General features: G+C 74.5%; 20 protein-coding genes. 12 read left to right on the forward strand and 8 right to left on the reverse strand.

Annotated elements, in window-relative coordinates; all coding sequences use genetic code 11:
* The first annotated feature begins 79 nt into the window (after nucleotides 1-79).
* From O4U47_RS06405 to O4U47_RS06425, 5 genes are all read left to right on the forward strand, one after another.
* Nucleotides 80-661, forward strand: coding sequence for a TIGR03086 family metal-binding protein (locus tag O4U47_RS06405; RefSeq protein ID WP_270676664.1), 582 nt, complete (start codon nucleotides 80-82; stop codon nucleotides 659-661).
* Between the two features lie 133 nt (nucleotides 662-794).
* On the forward strand, nucleotides 795-1868 hold the full coding sequence (gene bioB / locus O4U47_RS06410; protein WP_270676665.1) for a biotin synthase BioB: 1074 nt from the start codon (nucleotides 795-797) through the stop codon (nucleotides 1866-1868).
* An 81-nt stretch (nucleotides 1869-1949) separates the two neighbouring features.
* Nucleotides 1950-2426, forward strand: coding sequence for a GNAT family N-acetyltransferase (locus tag O4U47_RS06415; protein WP_270676666.1), 477 nt, complete (start codon nucleotides 1950-1952; stop codon nucleotides 2424-2426).
* A gap of 25 nt (nucleotides 2427-2451) precedes the next feature.
* The gene (locus O4U47_RS06420; RefSeq protein WP_270676667.1) at nucleotides 2452-3066 is read left to right on the forward strand and encodes a histone deacetylase; all 615 of its coding nucleotides are present in this window, start codon (nucleotides 2452-2454) and stop codon (nucleotides 3064-3066) included.
* A gap of 308 nt (nucleotides 3067-3374) precedes the next feature.
* Complete coding sequence (locus O4U47_RS06425; RefSeq protein WP_270676668.1) at nucleotides 3375-3752, forward strand: RNHCP domain-containing protein; 378 nt, start codon at nucleotides 3375-3377, stop codon at nucleotides 3750-3752.
* A 58-nt stretch (nucleotides 3753-3810) separates the two neighbouring features.
* On the opposite strand, the gene O4U47_RS06430 is transcribed toward O4U47_RS06425, so the two are convergent.
* On the reverse strand, nucleotides 3811-4158 hold the full coding sequence (locus tag O4U47_RS06430; protein WP_270676669.1) for a hypothetical protein: 348 nt from the start codon (nucleotides 4156-4158) through the stop codon (nucleotides 3811-3813).
* 472 nt (nucleotides 4159-4630) lie between these two features.
* Between O4U47_RS06430 and O4U47_RS06435 the strand changes: the two genes are divergently transcribed.
* Nucleotides 4631-5377, forward strand: a complete 747-nt coding sequence (locus O4U47_RS06435) for a class I SAM-dependent methyltransferase (RefSeq protein WP_270676670.1) — start codon at nucleotides 4631-4633, stop codon at nucleotides 5375-5377.
* Here O4U47_RS06435 and O4U47_RS06440 read toward each other — a convergent pair.
* Entirely contained in the window at nucleotides 5367-5804 is a 438-nt protein-coding gene (locus O4U47_RS06440) for a DUF2784 domain-containing protein (protein ID WP_270676671.1), read from the reverse strand. The two genes, O4U47_RS06435 and O4U47_RS06440, sit on opposite strands and share 11 nt — an antisense overlap.
* A 125-nt stretch (nucleotides 5805-5929) precedes the next feature.
* Nucleotides 5930-6907: a DMT family transporter gene (locus tag O4U47_RS06445; RefSeq protein WP_270676672.1), complete on the reverse strand. Its 978-nt coding sequence runs from the start codon at nucleotides 6905-6907 to the stop codon at nucleotides 5930-5932.
* 16 nt (nucleotides 6908-6923) lie between these two features.
* Between O4U47_RS06445 and O4U47_RS06450 the strand changes: the two genes are divergently transcribed.
* Nucleotides 6924-8363, forward strand: a complete 1440-nt coding sequence (locus O4U47_RS06450; RefSeq protein ID WP_270676717.1) for an aminotransferase-like domain-containing protein — start codon at nucleotides 6924-6926, stop codon at nucleotides 8361-8363.
* A gap of 68 nt (nucleotides 8364-8431) precedes the next feature.
* On the opposite strand, the gene O4U47_RS06455 is transcribed toward O4U47_RS06450, so the two are convergent.
* The gene (locus tag O4U47_RS06455) at nucleotides 8432-8680 is read right to left on the reverse strand and encodes a hypothetical protein (protein ID WP_270676673.1); all 249 of its coding nucleotides are present in this window, start codon (nucleotides 8678-8680) and stop codon (nucleotides 8432-8434) included.
* 362 nt (nucleotides 8681-9042) lie between these two features.
* Nucleotides 9043-9744 (reverse strand): nitroreductase family protein, encoded by a 702-nt coding sequence (locus O4U47_RS06460; protein WP_270676674.1) that lies wholly within the window; start codon nucleotides 9742-9744, stop codon nucleotides 9043-9045.
* Nucleotides 9745-10011: 267 nt separating this feature from the next.
* On the opposite strand from O4U47_RS06460, the gene O4U47_RS06465 reads away from it, so the two are divergent.
* Complete coding sequence (locus O4U47_RS06465) at nucleotides 10012-10389, forward strand: hypothetical protein (protein ID WP_270676675.1); 378 nt, start codon at nucleotides 10012-10014, stop codon at nucleotides 10387-10389.
* On the opposite strand, the gene O4U47_RS06470 is transcribed toward O4U47_RS06465, so the two are convergent.
* On the reverse strand, nucleotides 10367-12358 hold the full coding sequence (locus tag O4U47_RS06470) for an elongation factor G (protein ID WP_270676676.1): 1992 nt from the start codon (nucleotides 12356-12358) through the stop codon (nucleotides 10367-10369). The two genes, O4U47_RS06465 and O4U47_RS06470, sit on opposite strands and share 23 nt — an antisense overlap.
* A 330-nt stretch (nucleotides 12359-12688) precedes the next feature.
* On the opposite strand from O4U47_RS06470, the gene O4U47_RS06475 reads away from it, so the two are divergent.
* Nucleotides 12689-13207, forward strand: a complete 519-nt coding sequence (locus O4U47_RS06475; RefSeq protein ID WP_270676677.1) for a hypothetical protein — start codon at nucleotides 12689-12691, stop codon at nucleotides 13205-13207.
* Between the two features lie 73 nt (nucleotides 13208-13280).
* On the opposite strand, the gene O4U47_RS06480 is transcribed toward O4U47_RS06475, so the two are convergent.
* On the reverse strand, nucleotides 13281-13760 hold the full coding sequence (locus tag O4U47_RS06480; RefSeq protein ID WP_270676678.1) for an Lrp/AsnC family transcriptional regulator: 480 nt from the start codon (nucleotides 13758-13760) through the stop codon (nucleotides 13281-13283).
* A gap of 106 nt (nucleotides 13761-13866) precedes the next feature.
* On the opposite strand from O4U47_RS06480, the gene O4U47_RS06485 reads away from it, so the two are divergent.
* On the forward strand, nucleotides 13867-14847 hold the full coding sequence (locus O4U47_RS06485; RefSeq protein WP_270676679.1) for a pyridoxal-phosphate dependent enzyme: 981 nt from the start codon (nucleotides 13867-13869) through the stop codon (nucleotides 14845-14847).
* A gap of 421 nt (nucleotides 14848-15268) precedes the next feature.
* Here O4U47_RS06485 and O4U47_RS06490 read toward each other — a convergent pair whose 3' ends face one another.
* A complete protein-coding gene (locus O4U47_RS06490; protein WP_270676680.1) occupies nucleotides 15269-16534 on the reverse strand; it encodes a cytochrome P450 family protein in 1266 nt (421 codons plus the stop codon).
* 377 nt (nucleotides 16535-16911) lie between these two features.
* On the opposite strand from O4U47_RS06490, the gene O4U47_RS06495 reads away from it, so the two are divergent.
* Nucleotides 16912-18504, forward strand: a complete 1593-nt coding sequence (locus tag O4U47_RS06495) for an alkaline phosphatase D family protein (protein ID WP_270676681.1) — start codon at nucleotides 16912-16914, stop codon at nucleotides 18502-18504.
* 108 nt (nucleotides 18505-18612) lie between these two features.
* Nucleotides 18613-20139 (forward strand): amidase, encoded by a 1527-nt coding sequence (locus O4U47_RS06500; protein WP_270676682.1) that lies wholly within the window; start codon nucleotides 18613-18615, stop codon nucleotides 20137-20139.
* Nucleotides 20140-20153 lie beyond the last annotated feature (14 nt).

The following is a 20153-nucleotide window of genomic DNA, read 5'->3' on the forward strand; positions in this document are numbered from 1 at the left end:
TGCGGGTAGGGGCGGCATCCTCGGGTAGGGCCCCGCGCGCGGAGCCGGGGCCGCTACCGATCAGCGGAGGGAAAGAGCCATGTCCGACCTGCTGGACCTGCACGGCCAGGCGATGAAGGAGTTCGACCGCAGGGTGCGGGCCGTGGGCCCGGTGCAGTGGGCCGAGCCCACCCCCTGCACCGAGTGGGACGTGCACGACCTGGTGGAGCACCTGGTGCGCGAACAGCTCTGGGTGCCCTACCTGCTGGAGGGCGGCACCATCGAGGGCGCGGGCGGACGCTTCGACGGCGACGCCATGGGCGAGGAGCCGGTGGCCACCTGGGAGCTGGCCTCCCGGGAGGCGCGCACGGCCTGGCTGCGGCCCGGCTCCCTGGAGAGCACCGTGCACCTGTCGTTCGGCGACGCCCCCGGGTCGCTGTACCTGTGGCAGATGACGTTCGACCTGGCCGTGCACGCCTGGGACCTGGCGCGCGCGATCGGCGCCGACGAGCGGCTGGACCCCTCCCTGGTGCGGGCCCTGCTGGAGTCCGAGGAGATCTCCGGCGACCTGGACGCGGCCCAGGCGGAGGACGGCACGGCGTTGTTCGCCCCGGCGCGGCCGGTGCCCGAAGGCGCCGGCGACCAGACCGTGCTGCTGGCCCGGACCGGACGCGCGGCCTGAACCCGCCGGGGGCCGCGCGGGGGCGGCCGGGACCGTCCGCGCCTTAAGGGCGGTGGTCCACAAACCCCAGGGGGCCAAGTTTGGCTCGTCCGGCGCCTGCGGCCCGCGCGCCCCCTCCACCAGGATCGGCCCCATGGCCCGATTCGACGTGCTCTCGGACAAGGCGCTGCGGCGCGACCCCCTGACCCGCGATGAGCTGCTCGGTGTGCTGGGCAGCGACGACGACGCCCTGATGGACCTGGTGGCCGCCGCCGCGCGGCCCCGCCTGCGCGCCTTCGGCCGCACCGTCAAGCTCAACTACCTGGTCAACCTCAAGAGCGGGCTGTGCCCGGAGGACTGCACCTACTGCTCCCAGCGCCTGGGCTCCACCGCCGACGTGGTGACCTACACCTGGCTCAAGCCCGACCGGACCGCCGAGGCGGTGCGCGCCGGGGTCGAGGCGGGCGCGGCGCGCGTGTGCCTGGTGGCCAGCGGGCGCGGCCCCACCGACCGCGACGTCGACCGGCTGCGCCCGGCCATCGAGGGCATCAAGGCCGACCACCCCGGGGTGGAGGTCTGCGCCTGCCTGGGCCTGCTGTCCGAGGGCCAGGCCGAGCGGCTGCGCGCGTCGGGCGTGGACGCCTACAACCACAACCTCAACACCTCGGGCGAGCGCTACGCCGACATCTGCACCACGCACACCTTCGACGACCGGGTGGAGACCGTGGGCAAGGCCAAGGCGGCCGGCCTGTCCCCCTGCTCGGGCCTGATCGCGGGCATGGGCGAGGGCGACGGCGACATCGCCGACGCCCTGCTGGCCCTGCGCGGGCTGGAGCCGGACTCGGTGCCGGTCAACTTCCTCATCCCGTTCGAGGGGACACCGCTGGCCGGGCGGTGGGACCTGGACCCCCGGCGGTGCCTGCGCATCCTGGCGGCGGCCCGGCTGGTCTTCCCGGACACCGAGGTGCGCCTGGCCGCAGGGCGCGAGGTGCACCTGCGCGGAATGCAGTCCACGGCGCTGTACCTGGCCAACTCGATCTTCCTGGGCGACTACCTGACCAGTGAGGGCCAGCCCGGCCGGGCCGACCTGGAGATGATCCGCGACGCCGGGTTCACCGTGCTGGGCTCTGAGGAGGAGGACGAGCGCGGGGACGGGGACCGGGAGCGCCCCGAACTTGTGCGCCCCCGCCACCGGGGCGCGGGAACGGCCCTCCCGCCCAACGCCTGAGCGGCCCGTCCGCCCTTCCGGGGGCGCCTGCCGACCGGGAGGGCGGACGGGGAGGTCACCGCCTACCGCTAGCATCCGACCGTGCGCATCATCGTTCAGGACATCCCCTGGGACCACCCGACCGGGTCCGCCCTGCGCCTCGCCCAGGAGCAGGAGACCCTCGAACGCTACGGCGGGGACACCGAGGCCGGCCCGAAACCCTCCTCCGAGGACGCCGCCGCCTTCCTGCTCGCCACCGACGGGGCCACCGGCGCGGCCGTGGGCTGCGGCGGCCTGCGCCGTCTGGACGCCTCCACCTACGAGATCAAGCGGATGTACGTGGCCCCCGAGTGGCGCGGCCGCCGGATCGGCGGTCTGCTCGTGCGCGCCCTGGAGGAGCACGCGCGCGGGCTCGGGGCGCTGTGCATGCGCCTGGAGACCGGCGCCGAGCAGCCCGAGGCCATGCGCTTGTACGAGCGGTGCGGCTATACCCGCATCGACCGCTTCGGGCCCTACGCCGACTGCGAGCTGAGCGTCTGCTATGAGCGCGTGCTGGACGGCGCGCCCTCGCCGGTCTGACCGCCCGACGGCCGAGGAGGCGCCCGTGGACCGGGTCTGGTACGTGAGCTACGGCGCCAACATGGACGCCGGGCGGCTCGACTGCTACGTGCGCGGCGGCGCCCCCGGCGGCGGGGCGCGCGCCAATCCGGGGTGCAGGGACCGCACCCCGCCCCGCGCCGACAGGGCGGTGTGGCTGGCCGGAGGGGTGTACTTCGGGCTGGAGTCGCGGATGTGGGGCGGCGGCCTGGCCATGCTGGACGCGGGCCTGCCGGGGGCGGCGCCCGCCCGTGCGTATCTGGTGTCGTCCGAGCAGTTCTCCGACATCGCGGCCCAGGAGATGTACCGCTCCCCCGGGCAGGGGCCGGACCCGGCCGAGGCGGTGGGCCGCGGCCGCGCGGTGCTCGGCGAGGGGCGCTATGAGACGCTGCTGCACTGCGGCGACATGGACGGGGTGCCGATGCTGACCTTCACCGCGCACTGGTCGAGCGCCCAGGTGGAGCACACGGCGCCTGCGGCGGCCTATCTGCGGGTCATCGGGGCGGGGTTGGAGTCCGCCCACCGGTGGGGTCCGGACCGCACGGCCGCCTACCTGTCCACCCGCCCGGGCGCGGCGGGCGTGTGGTCCCCGGATGGCGTCAGGGAGGCGCTGGCACGGTGACGGCCCCCGCCGTGACACGCGTGGGTCGTCGGCCGTCCCCTGCGGCGGGAAAACCGGTTGCCCGGCGGCCTGGCGTGCGGGTCTAATGGCCGACGAGCGGGCCTGCGGGCCCGCGTGTTCCTGTCGCCGTGTCACAGATAGCGAGTGTGTGGCCTCTATGTCCAGCCAGGTGAGGTCCGTCCCCCGGTCGAGCGCCGTCGCGACCCTGCGGAGGGCTTCGGGCTCCTGACCGGTCGGAGGCCCTTCGCGGGGCGGCGGACGGCGCTGTGCGAGCGACCGCCCGTACCTTTCCGCGAGGAGTCACCTCCGTGTCACGACGACGCGAAAACCGCCACCGCTCCCGCCAGGGAGCCGACAGCTTCCGCTGCGCCAACTGCAGCCTCGACGTCCCGTTGAGCGCTCCGGGAACGCGGCACCGCAACCACTGTCCCAACTGCCTGTTCAGCAAGCACGTGGACGAGCGCGTTCCGGGCGACCGGGCGAGCGACTGCGGGGCCCGCATGGAGCCCATCGCGGTCACGGTGCGCGGTGACGGCGAGTGGGTGCTGATCCACCGGTGCACCGGCTGCGACGCCCTCGTCGCCAACCGGAGCGCCGGGGACGACAACCCGCTGCTGCTGATGCGCACGGCGACCCGCCCGCTGGCCACCCCGCCGTTCCCTTTGGAGCGGCTGGCCCGCCTGTGAGCCGCCGATGAGATGAGGGGCCGGAACCGCGTGCGGTTCCGGCCCCTACGCGTGCCGGTCAGACGGTGATCATGGGCAGGTCGTGCTCGGCGGCCTCGGCGATCCTGCGAATGTCTCCGGGGTCCGCTGCCACGACGGCGGCGCCCATCTCGATCGCGGCGATGACGGCCGCGGCGTCCACGATGTCGGCTCGTCCGGGCCGGCCGAGCAGCACACCGATCCGTTCGGCCGTCGGTTCTTCGAACAGGACGATCTCACAGGCGTTGACGCGACGGGAGAGGCCCGCCTGCCTCGGCCCGCCGCGCCATGTCTGAGCGAGCACACCGATCGGCAGCAGCGGGCGGCGCGGATCGGAGATCTCGGCCTGGCACAGCGTCCAGACCTTCCCGGGGGTGCCTCTCCGCATGGCAAAGGGCCCCTGCGTCCAACACCAGGCGCCGACTCCGCAGGACCCTCACGTGTCGTCCTCCAAGGCCAGGCGGTCGAGGCGCTGCGAAGCCTCGCGCCGAGCGCTGACGCTGTCCGCCGGTTCAGCGTGTCCCACGCCTGCGGCGTCGAGCTGGTCACGCGCCCAAGCCCGGTCTTCCGCTGACGGCTCGCCGTGGTCGGAGAACTGCTTCTGAAGCGCTGATTCTGCGCGCTGAAGCTCGGCGGCCTGCTCGGCGGCCCGCCCAACCAGGTGGACAGAGGGAGGCCGCACTGTGCGGCCGCCTCTCTGCCCTTGTCGTAGACCTCTTTGTCCAAGGAGACCGACAGCTTCTCAACGCCCATGGCTCCAGCATGGCCACGTGGTAGTACCGCCGGTGGTACTTTACTCGGTGTCTCGAATAATAAGACAAAGATATCAAAATCTGATACAGCGGTGTTACGGTGCGGGCATGCCGAACCAGACCTGGGACGCAGAGTTGTACGACACCCGCCATGCGTTCGTCGCCTCGCTCGGGGCCGATCTCATCGGCCTGCTGGCGCCGGCCGCCGGGGAGCGCGTGCTCGACGCCGGGTGCGGGACCGGGGACCACGCCGCCGCCATCGCCGAGCACGGGGCCGAGGTCGTCGGTGTCGACGCCTCCCCCGAGATGGTCGAGCGGGCCGCCGAACGCTTCCCCGGCCTGGACGCCCGCGTGGGCGACCTGCGGGACCTGGGGCCGGACGGATTCGACGCCGTGCTCAGCAACGCGGTCCTGCACTGGATCCCCGAGGCCGACGCGGCGGCGGCCTCGCTCGCGGCGGCATTGCGCCCCGGGGGCCGCCTGGTCGCCGAGCTCGGAGGCCGGGGCAACATCGCCGCCATCGACGGTGCGGCCCGTGCCGCGCGCGCGGAGGCGGGGCTGCCCGAGGCGGCCTCCCCCTGGTACTTCCCGGGGATCGCCGAGTACGCGGGAGTGCTGGAGCGGGCAGGGTTCGAGGTGACGGGGGCCTGGCTGTTCGACCGTCCGACGCGCTTGGAAGGCGAGGACGGTGTGGCGGTGTGGCTGCGGATGTTCGGCTCCCACCTGCTGGAGGGCGTCGCCGACACCGAGGCGTTCCTGGCCGGCGCCCAGGAGCGCACACGCGGCCGGCTGCACCGCGACGGCGCCTGGTGGGCCGACTACCGTCGCCTGCGGGTGACGGCCGTCAAGCGCTGACGCCTTCGAGGGGGCGCTCCGGTCCCGCTTCGGCGGCCGGGGCCGTCCCCGCCTCCCCCGCGGCCGTCGTGCCCCTTGCGCGCCTGCGGAGCACCACGGCCCCCGCCCAGGACGCCACGACGACGGCGCCCATCACGATGCGCGACGTCAACAGGTGCTCGCGCGGGTAAAGGGTGCCGGTCAGGTAGTGGTCGATGAACCCGTTCTCCATGACCGGGCTGCCGCCCATGGCCCGCGCCCAGTTCTCCAGCTCGGTCAGCGCACAGGGCCAGTCGATGATGACGATCCCCAGGGCGTAGGCGGCCACGGCCAGGTGGACCCGGATCGCCTTGGGGTGCTTCCACGCCAGGAAGCCGCCGAAGACGACGTAGCCGAGGAAGGCGAAGTGCAGGAGCGCCGTGGTGTTGCCGATGACCAGGTAACCCATGCCGTGAACCTACGGCCGCGGTCGGGAGCGCCGCATCGGCTCGGCTCCCCAGGGCGGCTGAGTAGGCATACCTAGAAGCGCGGGGGCGGCCCCGGCCCGGGCCCGCCCCCGCACATCGGGTCGCCTCACCCGCTCTTGGACACCGCCTCCTGCGCGCCATCCTCCCGCGTGCTGCCGGGCGCGGCCTGCGGAGCCGGTGCGGCCCGCCTGCGGGCGGCCCGCTGGGTCACGGCGATGCACACCAGCACCACCAGGGCCGTCACCGGCGCCCAGGCGCTGATCGCCTCGCCCAGGACCAGGAACGCCCACACCAGGGTCAGCAGCGGCTGCGCGAGCTGGAACTGGCTCGCCCGGGCGACCCCGATCAGCGCCATGCCCCGGTACCAGGCGGCGAACCCGCCGAACTGCGAGACCAGCGCCAGGTAGACCATCCCCGCGATGGGGACCGGCCCCAGGGCGACGGGCTCCAAGGGCAGCGCCACCGCCGCAGCGGGCACCATCACCGGCATCGACAGCACCAGCGCCCAGGCGATCACCTGCCACCCGGGCATGTGGGCCGACAGGCGCCCGCCCGCGGCGTACCCGGCGGCGCACAGCACCAGGGCGGCGAACAGGTACAGGTCGCCCGGCCCCGGGGCGCCGCCCGTCCGGACGGCGGTGAAGCCCGCGACGGCGGCGGCCCCGACCGCCGCCGCGACCCAGAACACCCCCGGCGGCCAGGAGCGCGACCACAGCGAGGAGACGACGGCGGTGCTCATCGGCAGCAGCCCGATGATCACCGCGGCGTTGCCGGTGGAGGTGGTCTGCAGCGCCAGCGACGTCAGCAGCGGGAACGCCACGACGCAGCCCAGCGCCACCACGAGCAGCCCCGGGATGTGGCGCCGGTCGGGCAGGCGCGCCCCGGCGCCCTTGAGCACCGCGGCGGCGACCAGCCCGGCCAGGGCGCACCGCAGGGCGGTGGTCGTCCACGGGCCGAAGCCTTCCAGCGCCCACGAGGTCGCGGGGAAGGTGAAGGAGAACGAGGCGACGCCCAGGGCCGCCAGTACGGCGCCGCGCCGGGCCGCTACCCGTTCCGGGGCGATAGCGCTATCATCAGCTCTCATGAAAAAGAGTAGCAGCGTGGGGGAGCTGGCCGCATCCCTGCGGCACGAGGTCAACCGCTACTCGCCCGGCGAGAAGCTCCCGCCGAGCAGGCGGCTGGTCGAGCGCTACGGCGTGAGCCCGGTGACCGTCTCGCGCGCGGTCGCGGTGCTGGCCGCCGAGGGGCTGGTCGTCACCCGGCCGGGCGCGGGCGCCTTCCGCGCCGCCACCGCCGCGGGCGCCCGTGCCCGCGGTGACACCTCCTGGCAGGAGGTGTCGCTGAGCGCCGAGCCGACCCTCGGCGGCGCCGAACCGGTGCCGCGCACCGTCGACGACGCCGGGATCCTGGCCACCCTGTCCTCCCCTCCCCCGGGCACGATCGCCTTCAACGGCGGCTACCTGCACTCGGCGCTGCAGCCGGAGCGGGCGCTGGCCACCGCCCTGGCCCGGGCCGGGCGCCGCCCGGAGGCCTGGGAGCGCCCGCCCGTGGAGGGGGTCACGGAGCTGCGGGGGTGGTTCGCCCGCGAGATCGGCGGGCACGACGGCATGCTCGACCCCTCCGACGTGCTGGTCACCGCGGGCGGCCAGAGCGCGCTGACCGCCGCATTGCGCGCCCTGGCCCCGCCGGGCGCGCCGGTCCTGGTGGAGTCGCCGACCTACCCGGGCATGCTGGCGGCGGCCCGGGCCTCGGGCGTGCGGCCCCTGCCGGTCCCGCTGGACCGGGACGGGATCCGCCCCGAACTGCTGGAGGAGGCGCTGCGCTCCTCGGGCGCGCGGGTGGTGGTGTGCCAGCCGCTGTTCCAGAACCCGACGGGGGCGGTGCTCTCACCGGAACGGCGCGGCGCGGTCCTGGAGATCGCCCGCGCGGCGGGGGCGTTCGTGCTGGAGGACGACTTCGCCCGGCACCTGGGGCACGCCGACGCGCCGCTGCAGCCGCCGCCGCTGGCGGCCGAGGACGAGCACGGCTGCGTGGTGCACGTGCGGTCGCTGACCAAGGTGACCTCACCCAACCTGCGGGTGGGGGCGCTGGCGGCGCGGGGACCGGTGATGCGCCGGCTGCGGGCCATCCAGGTGGTGGACAGCTTCTTCGTGCCGCGCCCGCTGCAGGAGGCGGCCCTGGAGCTGGTGGGCTCGCCGGTGTGGGGGCGCCACCTGCGCGCGGTCGCCGGGGGCCTGGCCGAGCGGCGTCGGGAGATGGCCGCCGCGCTGCTGCACGATCTGCCGGGCCTGCCCCCGCTGGAGCCGCCCCTGGGGGGACTGCACCTGTGGCTGCGCCTGCCGGAGGGCACCGAGGAGCAGGCGCTGGAGGCCTCGGCCCTGCGGGCGGGTGTGGCGGTGGCCCCGGGCCACCACTACTTCCCCGCCGAGCCGACCGCCCCGCACCTGCGCCTGAGCTTCGGAGGAACGGGCGGTGCCCCGGAGATCGGCGAGGGCGTGCGCCGCCTGCGCACGGCCTTCACCGAGTGCGGGTTGGCCTGACCGGTTCCTCTCCGGTTCGTGGCCGGGGGCGTTTCTAGGGCCTGTTTCAGACGTGGTCTTTTGAGGGCCTAATGAGTGTCGCGTTCGGCGGCGGCATGCCACCAGTGGGGTGGGGATGGGCCGATGGCTTTGGCGGTGGGTTGGTCGGGATGCAGCCCGAGCCGCCGTAGTGCGTCGGCCTGAATACGGATGTCGAACCAGCCGTTCCAGTGGCCGTCAGGACCGATGCCACAGGCAAGTCCCCAGCGGATTTCGTCCTGTTCAAAGGGCATCCAGTCGATGCCGCGGTCGCGGAGCCAAGCGCGCGCGGCCGCCATCGGCCGGAGGCGACCTGGCAGGTTTTCGTAGGGTGATCCAGTCGGCGCTCGGCGTGTCCATGATGTCCATGATGCCGGGGCGGTCACCTGTGAGTCACTGCCATTCGCCGATGGCGGCGACCAGCACGATGGCTTCGTCGTGGACGGCGAGCTCGTCGTCTCTCGTCGCCACCGCGCGGCGCTCCTCCACGTTGGTCCATTCATCGGCCGTGTACGCCGCGATCTCAGGCCTCGGCGGTGCAGACGACTCCGGCGTGGGCCCCCGGCCGCCTCGCTCGGGGCTGCGGGACGTTCCCGCCCTCCCTGCTCCGCCCCCTCCCCGTCCGTCGCCGATCGACACCGGTGGATCGACCGGGTCGGGTTCACGTCGGCTCCGGTCGCTGTGGCGGGACGTCGGCCATGGCCTCCTCCAGAGGCTTGCGCCGCAGGTCGGGGACGCGCACGTCGGGCGCCGGGTAGCCGACGGGGAACAGGATGTACGGCCTCTCGCTGGGCGGACGCCCGCAGATCCCGCTCAGGAAGGCCATCGGATTGGGCGTATGCGTGAGCGTGCTCAGGCCCATGGTGTGCAGTGCGGTGATGAACATGCCGCAGGCGATGCCCACGCTCTCGTTGACGTAGTAGTGCTTTCGCCGTGTGCCGTCGGGCCGCACACCGTACTTCTGGGCGAAGCACACCACCAGCCACGGCGCCGTCTCCAGGTAGGGCTTGTCGGAGTCGGTGCCCAGCGGCGCGAGCGCGGCGCGCCAGTCCGGAGGCAGCCGGCCGCCCTCGTAGTTGACCCGCTCCTCTGCCTCGGCGGCCTCGCGTATGCGCTTCTTGGTGTCCGCGTCCCCGACGACGACGAAGGTCCAGGGCTGCTGGTGGGCGCCGGAGGGTGCCGTGTTGGCGGCGTGCACGGCCAGGTCGATGCACTCGCGCGGGACCGGATCGCCGCTGAACGCGCGCACGCTGCGCCGCTGGTCGAGCAGTGCGGCGAACTCCCGGCCCCGGCGGATCATCTCCGACTGGGGCAGTCGCCCAGGCCTATAGGGGACGAAGGGGTGGGCGGGCTCGGCGGCCATGGGCGCTCCGTGGGGTGCTCTGGCCCTGCGCGTCCGGGCCGACCCGGGCCGCGGGGGCGGGCGTCCGTTCCGGAAGGTCTCCTTACCGTTGGTGCGGGGCGCAAACCGTCGGCGGAGCCGCCCCAGGAACGGCCTGGGACGCTCTTCGCCCCGCGCCCGCTCCAGGGCGGGAGGCCTGCGGCCGCTGGGCGAGATGCGGCCTCGGCGCCGATCGCTCCGCCACATATCCGCTTGCCCTCGACACGGGCGGCAGGGAAACTGGTGCGCATGTGCCGACGCGCCCGCAACCCCGGTGCGCATCACGTGTGCCTGTCCTGCCGCTCGGACTTCAAGGTCCGCAGCCTCCCCGATCAGCAGCGGGTCTGCCCCAACTGCGCAGGTGGACTGATCAATGCGGGCAACGACCTGGAAGTGCCCCGCCGCGATGACGCGGCCGGGTGGTTCGTGTTGGACGTCCTGCTCCGCGCCGGGGTCACCTTCCACTCCTCGTGCTGCGACGGGCCCGGGTGGCGGCCGCGCACCGTGCGCCAGGTCAAAGAGCGCCTCCAGGCCGCCGAGCGCACCGGAACCCCCCTCGCCCAGGCGCTGACCACCCGCGACCCCGACGAGATCGGGCGAGGCGTCACGCGTGCCCCGTCCGGTTGAGGTGGGCCAGGTACTCGGCCCGGTCCAGGGGGTTGCCGTCGGTGCGCTCCCGCCGCGGCGGCGGACCCTCGACCAGGCGGTCCCCGCCCGGGCGCGTGGACCATGTGGCCTCTCCGCCCGTGAGCCCCGGCAGCCGTGCCGCCAGGGCGTGCACCTGGCGTGAGGGGATCTCGCCGGTGATCCGCCAGGAACCGCGCCCGGTGTCGGCCTCCTCGATGTGCGCTCGGGCCGCCGACAGCGCCGCCAGCACCTCCCCGAGCGCCTCGGAGGGCCCTTCCACCTCGAAGGCCTGCAACGGCTCGTACACGCGCGTGCCCGCCCGCGACAGCGCGCGCATCAGAACCAGCGGGGTCAGGCCCCGGAAATCGGCCGCCACGCTCGCCGGGGCCAGGAAGCCGCTGCGGACCAGCGTCACCGCGCAGTCGGGCACCGGCCACCCGTACAGGCCCTGCCCGAGCGCGGAGCGCACGGTCTCCTCGATGGCCCGGTCATAGGCCGCCGGGATGGCACCGACCTCCACCTCGCGCCGGAACCGGACACCGCTCCCCTTGGCGCCCGGCTCGACACGCAGGCCGACCGTCGCCCAGAATCCGTCCACGCCCGGCCCCATCTCCTCCACGGCCTCGGCGGTGCCCGCGAGCCGCTCGGTGTAGACCGTGGCGCTCTCCTCGAACACCGCCTCGACGCCGAACTCCTCGGCGAGGGTGGAGGAGATGACCTCCTTCTGGACCTCCCCGAACAGCAGCACCGAGACCGCGCCGCCGGGCAATACGCGGGTGCGGATCAGCGGGTCCTGCTCGGCCAGTGCGGACAGCGCGGCGTGCAGCCGCCCCGCCTGGGCGGGGTCCGACGGGTGGACGGCGGACTCCAGGGGCGGGCGGGCGAAGCGCGGGGCGGGGGCGCCGGGCCGCGGCGGCCCGAGGCGGTCGCCGACCCGCAGCCGGGGCAGGCCCCGCACGCGCGCGATCCCGCCCGCTTCGAGCGCGCGGGGCCGGTCGGCCCCGGCGGTGACCACCTCCAGCGCGGTGATGCGCCCGGCGTGCCCCTCCTCCCCCGGGTCCGCGCGGACGAAGGAGACCTGGTCGCGGGGTTCCAGGCGCCCGGCGAACAGGCGCAGGTAGCCGGACGTGTCGCCGGAGGGCGACCGGTCGACGGCGAAAACGGTGCCCGCCGGGCCGTCCGGTTCGGCCCCGGGCCAGGGCCGCGGCGCGAACAGGCCGGTGAGGGCGCGGGTGAGCGCACCGACGCCGGCCCCGGTGACCGCCGATCCGAACAGGACCGGCTGCACGGTGCCCGCGGCCACCTGGTCGCGCAGGCGGGCCCAGAGGCCGGGGCCGGGCGGCAGCGGCCGGTCCTCGACCAGGGCGGCGAGCAGCTCGTCGTCGTGGTCGGCCAGGACCTCGGCCGTGCGCGCGCGGAACGCGGCGCCGTCCGGGTCGGCAGGGAGGGTGCGCGCCTGCCGGGTGCCCGCCCCTTCGACGCGGTTCAGGGGCAGGAGCCGGGCCGGTGAGCTGCGGCGCAGCTCACCGAGGACGCCGTCGGGCCGGGCGCCGCCCCGGTCGGCCTTGTTCACGAAGACCAGGACGGGGAGTCCGGCCTCGCGCAGGTGGCGCAGGAGCACGCGGGTGTGCGCCTGGACGCCTTCGACGGCCGACACGACGAGGACGGCCGCGTCCAGGACGGCCAGGGCGCGCTCGACCTCGGCCACGAAGTCGGCGTGGCCGGGGGTGTCGACGATGGTCACCTGGCGGCCGTGCGCGCTGAGGCAGGTGACCGCCGTGCGGACGGTGATGCCGCGCTCGCGCTCGATCCGGCCGGTGTCGGTGACGGTGTCGCCGGTGTCGACGCCGCCCATGCGGCCGATGGCGCCGGTGTCGTAGAGCAGGCGCTCGGTCAGGCTGGTCTTACCGGCGTCGACGTGGGCGACGATGCCGATCGTCAGAGGTGTGAGAGGCGAAGGAGGGGGCATCGGTGGCGACGTCCTGAGGATCCCGTGTCCGGAAGGCGGGCTCGAAGAATCCGCAGAGTCGCCGCATTCGGTCTCTCCCTCACGCTCGGTCGTGGTCGGCCACCGCATGCTCGCGCGGGAGCACCGCGATGCGCAACGGAATTTCGGGGAGGACGGGGCCGGTCGGCGTCGCCGACCGGCCGGGTCATGACGTCGGCGCTGCGAAGCCGGGTCAGGTCCACACCAGTGCCGTGACCACCGTGCCGGTCTGGTCGGGACGGGTGGCCCGCGCTCCGCCTTGGCCCCTCGTGCGGTGACCACATGCGTTCACCGGCTTGCTAGCCTCCTGGCATGGCAACGCAGGATCTGGAGGCCATCGTCGATGACCTGCTCGCCCTTCCCTTCCCGCGGGAGCAGGTGCGGGAGGGGGACCTGCGCGGCGGACCGGGCTACCACGTGCACGTTCTACGGACCGGCCAGGACTTCTGGGAGGACGGTGGGGAGGAGGCCGTCGAGGCGGCCGAGGAGGAGATCGACACCGCTTTCCAGGGGCTTGTGGAGGCGCTGACGACGCGTTGGGGTGAGCCCGAACCGGTCGATCTGACGCCGTACCTGGACAGGGAATCGGTCGAGCAACCGTTCATCGATCCGTTCGATCGGCAGATGCCTCGTGAGGAACATCCTGTTCCCGAGCCGATCAGCCAGTTGTGCATGCTCAGTAGCACGATGCTCCTGTGGCGGCGGCCGGAATCGGGTCGATGGGTCTCCCTTGCCGTCGGGCAGCACGATCGGGAGTTCCCCATCGAGCTGCTGGCCGCGGTCGGTGAGGCGCCGATCCCCCAGGTCGAGGATCGGGGCCGCCCGCTGTGATGTGGTCAGGCGGCCTTGGGGGCGGGCGGGCCGAACGTGTCACCGGACCCGGCGAACGTTCGCGGTCATCGCACTAGCCGGTCTCGATCGGCAGGGTCAGACCCGCCTTGACCGCGCCGGACGATGGGAAGGTCTCGTACCGCCTGACCCCGAAGTCGCTGACGAAGAGGCGCCGTGACACCTCCCTGTTCTGGGCGATGTCCCGCGTCACCAGCAGCACCGCGTAGTCCCACTGGCCGACGACCGCGTAGCACTGCTGCACGCACGCCTCCTCGCGCATGCGCGCCCGGAAGGCCGCGTGGTGCTCGGGGTCGTCGTCGGCCAGCGCCACCAGCACCAGGGAGGTGAGGCCGACCCCCACCGCCTCGGGGGCGACCACCGCCACCTCGGCGCGGATCGCCCCGGTGCGGCGCAGACGCGTCAGCCGGCGCTGCACCGCGCTGGGCGACAGGCCGACCTCGTCGCCCAGCTCGTGCAGCGGGCGCTGGGCGTCCTGCTGCACCAGGCCGAGCAGTAGGCGGTCCAGGTCGTCGAGGGGGTGCCGGTCGCGCATGCAAAAATCTTGCACGCATCGGCGGAAACGGGCAATCGCCGCCACCCCCTCCGTGCCTAACGTGGCGGCCATCCGCTCCGGCCCATCCGATGACAGGGAGTCCGCCTTGGACCGTGCGCACACGTGCCCCCACCCGGCCGTCACCGCCGACGGCGCCGCTGAGGGCGCCGACGACCTGGACCTGGACCGCATCGCCGCGGCCCGCGAGTACATCGACCCCGTCTTCCTGGACACCCCGCAGTACCGGGACCCGGTGCTGGACGCCGCGCTCGGGCGCCCCGCCCTGGTCAAGGTCGAGACGCTCAACCCCCTGCGCAGCTTCAAGGGGCGCGGCGCCCTGCACCTGGCGGCGCACCTGCCCGCGGCCACCGGGCTGGTGTGCGCCTCGGGCGGCGGCAACTTCGGGCAGGCGGTGGCCTATGCGGCGCGCGGCATCGGCGTCACCGCCGACGTGTTCGTGCCCGAGCACACCAGTGAGGTCAAGACCGCCCGCATGGTCTCCTTCGGGGCGCGGGTCCACCGGGTCGGCGCCCACCTGGAGGAGGCCGGGGCGTTCGCGGCCGCCGACGCGGGCCGGGTGATGGCCGTGGACGGGCGCGACGCCGCGATCGCCGAGGGGGCCGGGACCATCGGCGTGGAGCTGGCGTGGACCGGCGGCTTCGACACGGTGGTCCTGCCGCTGGGCGACGGCGCCCTGATCACCGGCGTGGCGCGGTGGCTGCGCGCGCACGCGCCGGGGGTGCGGGTGGTGGGGGCCGGTGCGGCCGCGGCCCCGGCGATGGCCCGGGCCTGGCGGACCGGGCGGGCCGAGGCGGTGGCGCCGTCGTCGTCCTTCGCGGCGGGGATCTCCATCGCCGCCCCGCACCCGGAGGCGGTGCGGCGGGTGCGGGCGCTGGTGGACGATGTGGTCCTGGTGGACGAGGAGGAGATGGCGGCGGCGATGCGCCTTGCCGCGCGCACGCTGGGGGTGCTGCCCGAACCGGCGGGGGCGGCCGGGCTGGCGGCGATCGCCCGCGGCCGGGAGGCGGTCCCGGGCGAGTCCGTGGCCACGGTGATCACCGGAGCCAACGCGGACCCGGCGGCGTAGGGGGGCCTGGCCGCGGGCTGATGCCACGACCCGAGAGGCGGCGGCCCCGCCGTCCTCAGGGCGGCCGCCCCTTGGGCCGGGGAGCTCTGCCTCCCCGGCGCTCGGCCCGGGACCGGTCGGGCTCCAGAGCTACCAGGACGGGAATTCGGGCGGCCGCGAGGGCCGTGTCCGCTGGAGTGGATTCATCTCCGCCCGGTCGGCACGGCCCCGCGATGCGGTGTCCCCGCAGCCACCTCGACGGGACCGAACACCGGGTGGCCTCCCGTCGCCCGCCGATGGGCGTTGGCGCCGGTCAGGGTCCCGGAGACGGCCCGTGTCCGGCCCGGAGCCGCAGCGACCGCGGTGCCCCGGCCATCGGCCCCCGGCGGCCGATGGCCGGTGCCGTCGAGGCCCGACGGGACGCCTTCGGCCCGCACCGGGCTCAGGTCCCGCCCCGGGGGCGCACCGGGAGGGACGCCAGGTGCCGGGAGCCCGGCTGGTCGAACCGTTCCAGGTCCTCGGGGGCCACTGCGAGCGTCAGGTCCGGGTACCGCTCCATCAGCAGTTCCAGCGCGATCTCGCCCTCCGTGCGCGCCAGGGCCGCCCCGAGGCAGTAGTGCGGCCCGTGGCCGAAGGACACGTGCGTCTCGCGCCGCCCCGCGGGCTCCCGGGTGAGGTCCAGCCGCTCCGGCTCGTCGAAGGCGGCCGGGTCGCGGTTGGCCCCCGTCAGTGCGCACACCACCGCGTCCCCGCGCGGAATGCGCACCCCGTGCACCTCCACGTCCTCCTTGGCGTGGGCGACGCCCGCCATCGGTGCCGGGCCGTGCAGCCGCAGCAGCTCGTGGACGGCGCGGGGCATCAGCCCGGGGTCACCGCGCAGTACCGAGAGCTGGTCGGGGTTCCGCTGCAGCGCCAGCACCGAGTTGGCCACGAAGTGGGCGGTGGTGTGGTGCCCGCCCTGGACGATGATGAGCACCATCGCGACCAGCTCGTCCTCGCTGAGGCGGCCGCCGTCCTCGTCGCGGGCGTGGATGAGCGCGGTCAGCAGGTCGTCGGGGGCCTCGCCGCGGGCGGCGAGGGCGCGCCGGTCGGCGACGTCGCGCAGCACCGCGTCGACCATCTGCATGAAGGAGTCGTTGTAGCGCTCCGGTGCGCCCTCGGCGATGGTGTGCATCCACGCCCGCCATTGGGCACGCTCGGACTCCTCGATGCCGACCAGTTCGCAGATGACGTTGCCGGACAGGGGGAAGCCGTAGTCCCGCAGCACGTCGAACTCCTCGCGCCCCTCCACGGCGTCCAGCGCCTGCTCGGCGATGGCGCGGATGCGGGGGCGCAGGCCGTTGACGCGGCGCACGGTGAAGGCGCGCGAGACCAGTTTGCGCAGGCGCGCGTGGTCGTCGCCGTCGGTGGTGAGCAGGCCGCGCATGTAGCGCTTGTACTCGTCGGTGACGCCGAAGGCCTGCACGATCTGGTCGAGGACGCCCGCGCCCTCCAGGCCGGGGACCCGTGCGGCGTCGCGCAGGAAGCGCGGGTCGTTGAGCACGTCGCGCACCACGTCGTAGCGGGTGGCCATCCAGGTCGTGTAGTCGACGCCGGGGAAGGCGATGCGCACGAGGGGGGCGCCCTCGCGCATGCGCGCGTAGCCGCGCGGGGTGTCGTCCATGAACTCGGGGGAGCCCAGGTCGAAGACGGTGTCGGAAGCGGTCATGGTCGGCCTCGCTTGGCAGGGCGGTGGTGGTCCGTCGCCGTCCACGCTATCCGGTCTTCAGTAATTTCTGAAGACTCGAAAAGATGATGGTGCGTCAAGAAACCGCAGTGCCGCCCCGCCTCCCCTGGCCGCCTCCGGCCGCCCCCGCCCCGATCCGGTGCGGGGCCGGAACCGGCCCCGCACCCGTCCCGCCGCTCCCGCCGCCGGAGCGGCCGCCCCACCTGCACGGACGCGCGGCGTAACCGCACGGCCACCGTCGAGGGGGCAACGTTCATCGCGTGATTGTTGGGACGTCCGACCTCGCATGTCCTGATAGACCTCGGTCCGGTCCGTCCCACCCCCAGGGGCGGATACCCGACGATTCCGAGGAGACGTGAATGTCGGACACCCCCCTGAACACATCCCCCTCCTCCCCCGCCCCCGGGGCGGCCGGACGCGGCGCCTCCCGTCGCGGCGTGCTGCTCGGCGCCGCCGTCGGGGCCGCGGCCTTCGGCGCCCTGGGCGCCGCTCCCGCGCACGCGGCGCCCAGGCGGCTGCCCGACCCCTTCGGCCTCGGCGTGGCCTCCGGCGACCCGCTGCCCGACAGCGTCGTGCTGTGGACCCGCCTGGCCCCCGAGCCGCTGGCCGACAGCGGCCTGGGCGGCATGCCCGAGCGCATGTACACGGTGCAGTGGCAGGTCGCCGAGGACGAGCGCTTCCGGCGCATCGTCTCCTCCGGCGAGACCCGCGCCGTCCCCGATTCGGCCCACTCGGTGCACGTCGAGGTCTCCGGGCTGCGCCCCGCGGCCGACTACTACTACCGGTTCCGGGTGCAGGGCCACCTCAGCCCGGTCGGCCGGACCCGCACCGCGCCCGCGCGCGGGGCGAGCCCCGACGCCTTCTCCTTCGCCTTCGCGAGCTGCCAGAGCTACACCAACGGCCACTACACCGCCCAGGCCCACCTGGCCCGGGAGGACCTCGACCTGGTCGTGTTCCTCGGCGACTACATCTACGAGTACGGCGACACCGGCTCGATCGGCCGCCCGCACGTCCCCTCCTGGGAGACCGTGTCGCTGACCGACTACCGGATCCGCCACGCCCAGTACAAGTCCGACCCCGACCTCCAGGCCGCCCACGCCGCCTTCCCCTGGGCGGTGGTCTTCGACGACCACGAGGTGGAGAACAACTGGGCCGACGACGTCCCCGAGGACGGGGGCGACCCGGAGGAGTTCCTGCGCCGCCGCGCGCGGGCGTTCCGCGCCTACTACGAGAACATGCCGCTGCGCGCCGCCCAGCGGCCCGACGGCCCGAACGTGCAGATGTTCCGCCGCCTGGCCTTCGGCGACCTGGTGGACCTGCACCTGCTGGACACCCGCCAGTACCGCAGCGACCAGGTGGGCGACGGGCAGCACGACGACCCCGACCGCACCCTGCTGGGCGAGCGCCAGCGCCGCTGGCTGACCGCCGGGCTCACCGGCAGCGGGGCGCGCTGGAACGTGCTGGGCCAGCAGGTGTTCTTCAGCCAGCGCGACTTCGTCGCCGGCGAGGGCACCAACTTCAGCAACGACGCCTGGGACGGCTACCGGTACGAGCGCGACGCCGTGCGCGACGTGCTGGCGACCGGCCCGTCCAACCCCGTGGTCATCACCGGGGACGTGCACGCCAACTACGTGGTCGACGTCAAGGCCGACTTCGACGACCCCGAGTCGGCCACCGTGGCCACCGAGCTGGTCGGCACCTCCTTCACCAGCGGCGGCGACGGCGCCGACAGCGGCCCCGACGACGGGGTGCAGCTGCAGGAGAACCCGCACATCAAGATGATCAACCGGCGCCGCGGGTACGTGCGCAACACGGTCACCCCGACCGAGTGGACCGCCGACTACCGCGTCGTCGACCAGGTCAGCGAGCCGGGCGCCCCCATCCGCGACCTGGCCCGCTACACCATCGAGGACGGCCGCCCCGGCGCGGTCGGCCCCGACTCCCGCGCCTGAGGCCCCGGGCGCCGGCCCGCGCCCCTGTCCGCGGGGCGCGGGCCGGCGCCCGCCATCGCATCCCGGCGTTCCGAGAACAGGTTCCACCGGGAGTGCTAGTTTCCCCTCATGCGTGTGGACGAGTACCTGGAACACGATGCCGTCGGGCTGGCCGGGCTGATCCGGGACGGGCAGGTGGGGGCCGCGGACGTGCTGGACGCCGCTGTCGCCCGGTGCGAGCAGGTCAACCCCCTGCTCAACGCGGTCGTCCGTCCGATGTACGACGAGGCGCGGCGGCGGGCCGCGCGCCCCCTGAGCGGACCCCTGGCCGGGGTCCCCTTCCTGCTGAAGGACCTGTTCCACGACTACGCGGGGGTCCCGACCTCGGCCGGGTGCCGTGCGCTGCGCGACGTGCCCGCGCCGCGGCACGCCGAGGTGGTGCGCCGCTGGCTGGACGCGGGCCTGGTGCCCTTCGGCAAGACCAACCTGCCCGAGTTCGGCGCCAAGGGCGTCACCGAGCCCGAGGTGTTCGGCCCCGCCCGCAACCCGTGGAACCCCGGGCACACGCCCGGCGGCTCCTCCGGCGGGTCGGCCGCCGCGGTGGCCGCCGGGGTCGTCCCGGCCGCCAGCGCCAACGACGGGGGCGGGTCGATCCGCATCCCCGCCGCCTGCTGCGGCCTGTTCGGCCTGAAGCCCGGCCGCGGCCGGGTGCCGTTCGGGCCGGGCCGCGGCGAGCCCATGCACGGGGCGGCGGTCAACGGCGCCGTCACCCGCACCGTGCGCGACGGCGCCGCGCTGCTCGACGCGGTCGCCGGACCCGAGCCGGTCTCGCCCTTCCCCATCGCCCCGCCCGAGCGGCCCTACGCCGAGGAGGTCGGCCGGGCGCCCGGCCGGCTGCGCATCGGCTTCACGGACCGGTCGCCGCTGGCCACGCCGGTGCACCCCGAGGCGGTCGCCGCGGTGCGGTCGGCGGCGGCGCTGCTGGAGGAGCTGGGCCACGACGTGGAGGAGGCCGAGCCGGACCTGGACGGCCGCCGCCTCACCGAGGACTTCCTGACGCTGTGGTACGGGTCCATGGCGGCGCTGGTGGACGGCATCAAGGCCGAGACCGGCTGCGGCGACGGGGGCTTCGAGCCGGACACGCTGATGCTGGCCGCCATGGGCCGGGCGATGAGCGCCGCCGACTACGTGCGCGGCGCCGACCGGTGGAACACGCACACCGCCGCGCTGAGCGACTTCCACGCCCGCTACGACCTGCTGCTGACGCCCGCCATCGCCGGTCCCCCGGTGGCGATCGGGCGGCTGGACCCGCCGCGGTGGCTGCGCGCCGCCGAGCGGCTGCTGGTGCGCACCGGGACCGAGCGCGTGGTGACGGCGACCGGGCTGGTGACCGAGGAGGCGGTGACCAACCTGACGGCGACCCCGTTCACCCTGACCGCCAACCTGACCGGCACCCCGGCGATGTCGGTCCCGCTCCACTGGACGGAGAAAGGGCTGCCGCTCGGGGCGCAGTTCATCGCCGCCGCCGGGGGCGAGTCGATGCTGTTCCGGCTGGCCGCCCAGTTGGAGGAGGCGCGCCCGTGGTCCCATCGCCGCCCCGGGGCGGTCCCCTTCCCCCGGCACGAGGCGGCGGAGGAGTCCCCGGCGGCGGGGTGAGGTGACCGGCCCCC

The sequence above is a fragment of the Nocardiopsis suaedae genome, from assembly GCF_027706745.1.
GTDB classification, from domain to species: domain Bacteria; phylum Actinomycetota; class Actinomycetes; order Streptosporangiales; family Streptosporangiaceae; genus Nocardiopsis_A; species Nocardiopsis_A suaedae.